Below are 6,112 nucleotides of genomic sequence, written 5' to 3' on the forward strand. Positions count from 1 at the left end.
GCCATTTTTTTCTAACCTTAAATTGCCTGTTATTTCCCTTAATTCTCAAAATTTTTCTAACAACTGAAATTCATCACATTGATGTCGGAAGCACAGGTTTGATCGAATTTGATATAAAGTCGAAACCAATAATTTCTCTAAACGATGATTTTCCAGTAATTTCGGCAGGATATCTTCTCATCCCGTAAAACAGTGTGGTACTATCGGCAGGCTCTAAAAACGCCTCAGAAAACTAGAAAAATCTATTTCCCCCAACAATCAAATACTTTCAATCAACTGATCTTAGGGACCCAGAAGAAAATAAAATCTCACTGAAATCGGGTTCAGGGTTCAGGGTTCAGGGTTTCGGCGATGAGTTGACTGATCCCACTCAAGATGAAGACTGGGGAACTGGCGGGTACCACTCAACGTGGAGTATCTGGCCTTGAACCTTGAACCCTGAACCCTGAATCAAATTTTGCTTTTTTCTGAATCAGGTAACCACAAACCATCCCAAGCATCCTGCTCCTGAGTTGGCGTTTCATCCTGCATGTGCAGTGTCGTGTTTCAACACGTTCTGCAAGAACTACGTCACACCAATTGATTCTTGAAAGGTGCCATTTATGAACCGAGGACGCTTGTTCGCGATTTGCCTGACCGTGGTTCTCCTGGCCGGAGTCGGTTTGTTTTTCTTAAAACCCGCTCCACTGAAAGCAGCTTCCGTTAACAAACAGATTATTGTCAAACTCTTACCGACTGGGTCACTTGGCCTGATTCTTTCAAAATTCAGGCTCACGCTGGTTGATCAAATTCTGGATAAACGGGAATTTTTGCTCGAAGCCCCATTACTCACTGACATTAACCTTCTGATGCCATTGATCCGGATTCTTCCCGGAGTGGAAGATGTCGGCCCCAATGTATTGATTTGGCCACATCGCAGCCCCCGAGGGTATCCAGGCGATAGACCAGTGGTGTTTGGAAATGAAGCCTATGCCTTTCAATCACAACAACTAACCACATTTTTTCAGGTGGACGAACTGCATTCACTTTCACAGGGAGCCGGGGTTAAGGTAGCAGTTCTGGACACAGGTGTTGATGCCACCCACCCGGTTTTGGCAGGACACATCGCGGCAAACGGGTATGATTACGTTGACAATGATAAGACTCCGATTGATGCACCTGGCGGAAAAGACTTTGGCCACGGCACATTTGTTTCGGGATTGGTTTTACTGATGGCACCCCAGACTCAGGTTTTACCGATACGGGTTCTCGGGCCAGATGGCTCAGGGGATGCGTTTCATGTCGCGGCGGGTATTTACTATGCGGCTGAACAAGGTGCCAACATCATTAATCTCAGCCTTGGGACAGACCGGGATACCGGAATTTTACGACGCTCAGTCTTGTTTGCTCAGAATGCCGGCTGTCTGGTGACAGCGGCAATGGGAAATGAAGATTTAAACGCCGATGATGTCTATCCAGCAGCCTATCCAAATGTCATCGCGGTTGCCGCCACGGATTTTAACGATGGGAAAGCTTCGTTTTCCAACTTTGGCCCGGTGGTTGATCTCGCCGCGCCAGGTGTCGGCATCGTGAGTGCATTTCCTCAGGGCAGGTATGCTCAATGGAGCGGCACATCGTTTGCCACCCCACTGGTTTCAGCCGAAGCCGCCTTGTTATTTGCCCAGGGGAAAAGCCGTGAAGAAGTCCTCACCCATATCAATAGCTCGGTTGTGAGCACAGCGCTTGCCAATTCGGTGCCTTTGGGGCGTGGTCGGATTGATCCACTGGCGGCACTGTCTCAACGGTAAGCATCCTGATGATGTACCGAGATATTTGTCGAAGCTTCCGAGAGTGGCGACTTTCAGCCACTCTTTGTTTTGTCTTTTTGGTCGGGGTAATTTGCCTTGTTTTGGGCCCACCACAACCCTGGTGGTCGGCCCAGATGGCTCAGGCTTCGAATTCCCCTCTCCCAAGTAACCCTCCAACCAGTTCGGCGGCCTCGTTGAACTTGAAATCCGCTCTCCCAACTGGACGGCAGGCATTCCACATTTTTACGGACCGGAACGGAGTTCCCCAAAATTCCATCAATGCCATGGCATTTGACCACCGGGGTTACCTGTGGGTGGGCACCCAGGATGGGGGCGCCTTCTATAATGGACGGACCTGGTCGAGTGTTGATATGCCCAATCGTACGCTTTCCAATAGTGTGCGTGCGTTATGTACTGGATTGGACGATAGCCTCTGGTTTGGGACGGATGGTGGTGGCGTTGTTCACCTGAAGGATGGCCACTGGTCAACGTTTACCACTGACACCAGGGCACTGCCCTCCAACCAGGTTCGGTGTTTGCTGACCACGCGTTCATCAAAAGGAACTCCCATTCTGTGGGTTGGAACCCGTGAAGGTCTGGCTTGCTATGAAGATGGCCGGTGGTCGCTCTTTCATCGGCAAGCTGGCTTTCCCAGCAACCTGATCGTGAGCCTGTTGCCAACCGTCCAACCGGATGGAAAACCCGCGCTGTGGGTTGGAACTTACGGCGGTGGGTTGATTCGATTGGAGGAAACCGACCCGGCGAAGGCTGGCAATCGGCCACATCTCTCAACTGGTTCAAGTACTTACCAGTGGGCGGTCTATGATCGCCAGTCAAGTCCGTTACCGGATGACACCGTCTTTAGTCTGCTTGAAACCACCTCGACCACCAATCAACCAACGCTGTGGGTCGGAACCAGCAAAGGACTGGCTCGTCTGACCAATGGCCAGTGGACCGTTTTTGATTTGATTTCAAACGGCCTCTCAAACGATGTAGTCTTGAGCCTGGTCGAAACAGTTGATCCAGGTGGTGTTCCAACGCTATGGGTTGGAACCGATGGCGGGGGTTTGGCCAGCCTGGAACAAGGTCGCTGGGCAATCTTTAATGCCCAGTCCGGTCTTCCCAATAATCGAATCTTGTGTTTACAAAAAATGGTGTCTCCAACTGGCCCCCGGACGTTGTGGATTGGCACCGATGGCGGCGGCCTGGCCCGACTTGAATTTGGGCAATGGGTGACATTTGACACCACAACCGGAATCCCCGACCCGGTGGTGACCAGCCTGCTGGAATCAAAAAATGAGTCGGGTGAACCGACATACTGGATTGGCACGGATGCCGGCCTTGCGTACTGGGAAAAAAATCGATGGACGACGTACTCAACCCAAACCAAAGCGCTGCCAGATGATGGCGTGATTACGCTGCTTGAAACCACTCAACCTGGAGGACGTCGCACCCTCTGGGTTGGCACCGGCGGTGGATTGGCCCGATTTGAACAGGGCCGCTGGACGACATTTGACACCGGTTCCGGTCTCCCCAATGACACTGTTTGGAGCTTGCTCGAAACCACTTCTCCCGAGGGAACTCCCATCCTGTGGGTGGGAACGGCTGGAGGTGGACTGGCCCGCTTTGAGCAAGGTCAATGGGCCACGGTTGAAGGGTTGCCAAATAATCTGGTGACCAGCTTGCTGGAAACACGTTCTCCCGACGGAGCGAAAACCCTGTGGGTTGGGACGGCTGGCGGCGGACTGGCACAGTATGTTCACGGGCAATGGAAAACATTTGATACCAGCTCGGGATTGCCAAACAATACGGTGTGGAGTTTGCGGGAAATCACTGAGTCATCAGGTGATAAAGTGCTTTGGATCGGGACGGATAGTGGGGTGGCACGGTTGCGGCTGGCGAATCCAGGCGGTGGCTGGGTAAAACTTCAGAATGATCTGGAGCAATCCACATTGAGCGGAACAATTCACCAAATATGCCAGGACAACCTGAATCGAATCTATCTTTCAACCAATAAAGGTATCGCCCGGTTGTCAAAAGCCACGGTTCAATCGGTGGAATTCAACCTCAAAACCTACACCACGGAAGATGGGCTTCCGACCAACGAGTGTAATTTCGGGGCTTTGATCAAAGACCATCTGGGCCGGATTTGGGCTGGAACCGTGTCAGGTGCCGTTGTGTTTGATCCAGCCCAGGAAACCGAAGATACCACCCAAAAACCGTTGTTCATTGAGCGGATGCAGGCTGGAGACCAGAAATATTTGTTTCCCCAACCAGACCCAATTCCAAACAACTCGCTCGCGTATGACCAAAACAACTTTGTGTTTGAGTACTCGCTGCTGAGCTTTGCCCATGAGGGAAACACCCGGTATCGTACTCAATTGATTGGATATGACAGACAGGTGTCGGAGTGGACCTCAAACCCACAGAAGGAATACACCAATCTCGGCCATGGGTCATATACCTTTCAAGTTTGGGGCAAAGACTATGCCGGGAATGCCACTGGCCCGCAGGTGATCCGTTTTACCATTCGGCCAGCCCCCTGGAATACCTGGTGGGCCTATCTGGTGTATGTTGGAATGTTGTGCGGGGTTGGGTACGGAGGTGTTCGCCTGCGATTTAAAGTACTCCATCATCAGAACTTACTTCTCGAACAAAAAATTACCGAGCGAACCCTCGAACTTGACCAGACAAACGCCGAACTGGCCGAAAACTTAAACCACCTCAAAAAAGCCAAACAAGAAACCGAGTATAAAAACCTGGAACTTGATCTCAAGAATGCCGAACTGGCTGAAAATCTGGATCAATTAAGCCAGGCGAAAAAGGAAGTAGAGCAGAAAAACGAGGAACTGGCTCGGAAAAACCTGGAATTGATTGAATCTCAACGCCAGGCCAATTTGATCTTTTCGGCGCTGGCGGATGTCCTGCCGGGAACGATTCTGGATCGCAAATACCGACTTGAAGAAAAAATCGGCACCGGCGGGTTTGGGGCCGTCTATCGCGCCACCCAACTCAACCTGGGCCGGTCAGTGGCGGTCAAGGTTTTTCGTCCGGTCCCCGGAAATGAGTCACTTGAAAACCTGGAGCGGTTTCGACTTGAAGGCGTCTCAGCCTGTCGAGTCAATCACCCAAATGCGGTTTTGATCCTTGATTCGGGCGTTTCGCCAGAAGGCATTGCCTACCTGGTCATGGAACTCTTGCAGGGTCATTCCTTGACCAAAGAATTAAAAAACAAATACCGATTGTCGCTGAGACGGTGTGCCGAAATCATCATTCCGGTTTGTAATGTTTTAGCTGAAGCCCATCGCGCTGGCATCATTCATCGAGATATTAAACCGGACAATATTTTCCTCCACCAGTCGGAGGAAGGAGAAGTCGTCAAAGTGGTTGATTTTGGGATTGCCAAATTTATTGGCGAACAGGACGCCATGCAAGCAAACACGCTTACCGAAGCCGGAACTGTCATTGGAACCCCGACCTATATGGCACCCGAACGACTGGGATGCAATCCATATGACTGGAAATCAGATGTGTACAGCGTCGGTGTGATGTTGTTTGAAATGCTGGCCGGGCAATTACCGTTTGTGCCGGATAAAGAAGGCTTGTTGAATCTGGCCTTAAAACACATGACCCAGGCGCCGCCGTCTTTATGTCGGCTCAATCCGGAAATCCCCACTGATGTTGAAGCCGTTGTGGAACAGGCGTTACTGAAAAATCCCCAAAGCCGCCCAACCGCCAAAGAACTGGCTCACAGTTTTGCGGCAGCCGTTTGTAACCACCTGACAGAAGATAGTTCGTTTGAAGGTTCATTTGATGTGTCGGTTTTGCTCAGCAGCAACCCAAATCTGAGGCTCAACCGGACGCTCACTGAAGAATCACCGTTCAACCCTCGCGACCAGGTCACTGAAAAGCACTATGCCCCGGAACAAACGCCTCAGGGGAACCTTGCGGCAACCTTGAGAGTTGACGGCCCAACCCAAAAAATGGCTGATGAGTTCACCATGATTTCCGAAGAAACAACTGGGGAGTCTAAATAGCCAACAAGTTTGTCGTCTGTTGTCTGTAATGCCAGTTAAGAGTTGAAGCCGTTTTGGTTCTCAGCCTACGAAGTGGGCGCCGGCTCGTAGCCCAGGGCGAGTCTTCGAGCCCTGGGAACCCGGTCCTCCCCCACCTTTCACCCGCTTCGCCTAGATTTTGTGCAAACAGCCCCCTTCCTCAAAATCCTGTTTGTAAAATTGTTTTTCCAGTTTTCCGCCCTTTTGGTTCCTTCACAAACCTCGGTTCAGGTTCAGTGGTCGAAATTCAGGTTCTGAATTTGATCCAGG

General features: G+C 51.0%; 2 protein-coding genes. Both read left to right on the forward strand.

Features of this window, described 5'->3' with window-relative positions; translation table 11 throughout:
- Positions 1-602 precede the first annotated feature (602 nt).
- A complete protein-coding gene (locus HY774_14910) occupies positions 603-1,787 on the forward strand; it encodes a S8 family serine peptidase (GenBank protein ID MBI4749775.1) in 1,185 nt (394 codons plus the stop codon).
- 134 nt (positions 1,788-1,921) lie between these two features.
- Positions 1,922-5,824, forward strand: coding sequence for a protein kinase (locus tag HY774_14915; GenBank protein ID MBI4749776.1), 3,903 nt, complete (start codon positions 1,922-1,924; stop codon positions 5,822-5,824).
- The last annotated feature ends 288 nt before the right edge of the window (positions 5,825-6,112 follow it).

The organism is Acidobacteriota bacterium, assembly GCA_016208495.1.
Taxonomy (GTDB): Bacteria; Acidobacteriota; Blastocatellia; order Chloracidobacteriales; family Chloracidobacteriaceae; genus JACQXX01.

Bases quoted from the DNA above. Each gene is read 5' to 3' on its own strand.
- HY774_14910 (MBI4749775.1), top strand. From the start codon at position 603: ATGAACCGAGGACGCTTGTTCGCGATTTGCCTGACCGTGGTTCTCCTG.
- HY774_14915 (MBI4749776.1), top strand. From the start codon at position 1,922: ATGGCTCAGGCTTCGAATTCCCCTCTCCCAAGTAACCCTCCAACCAGT.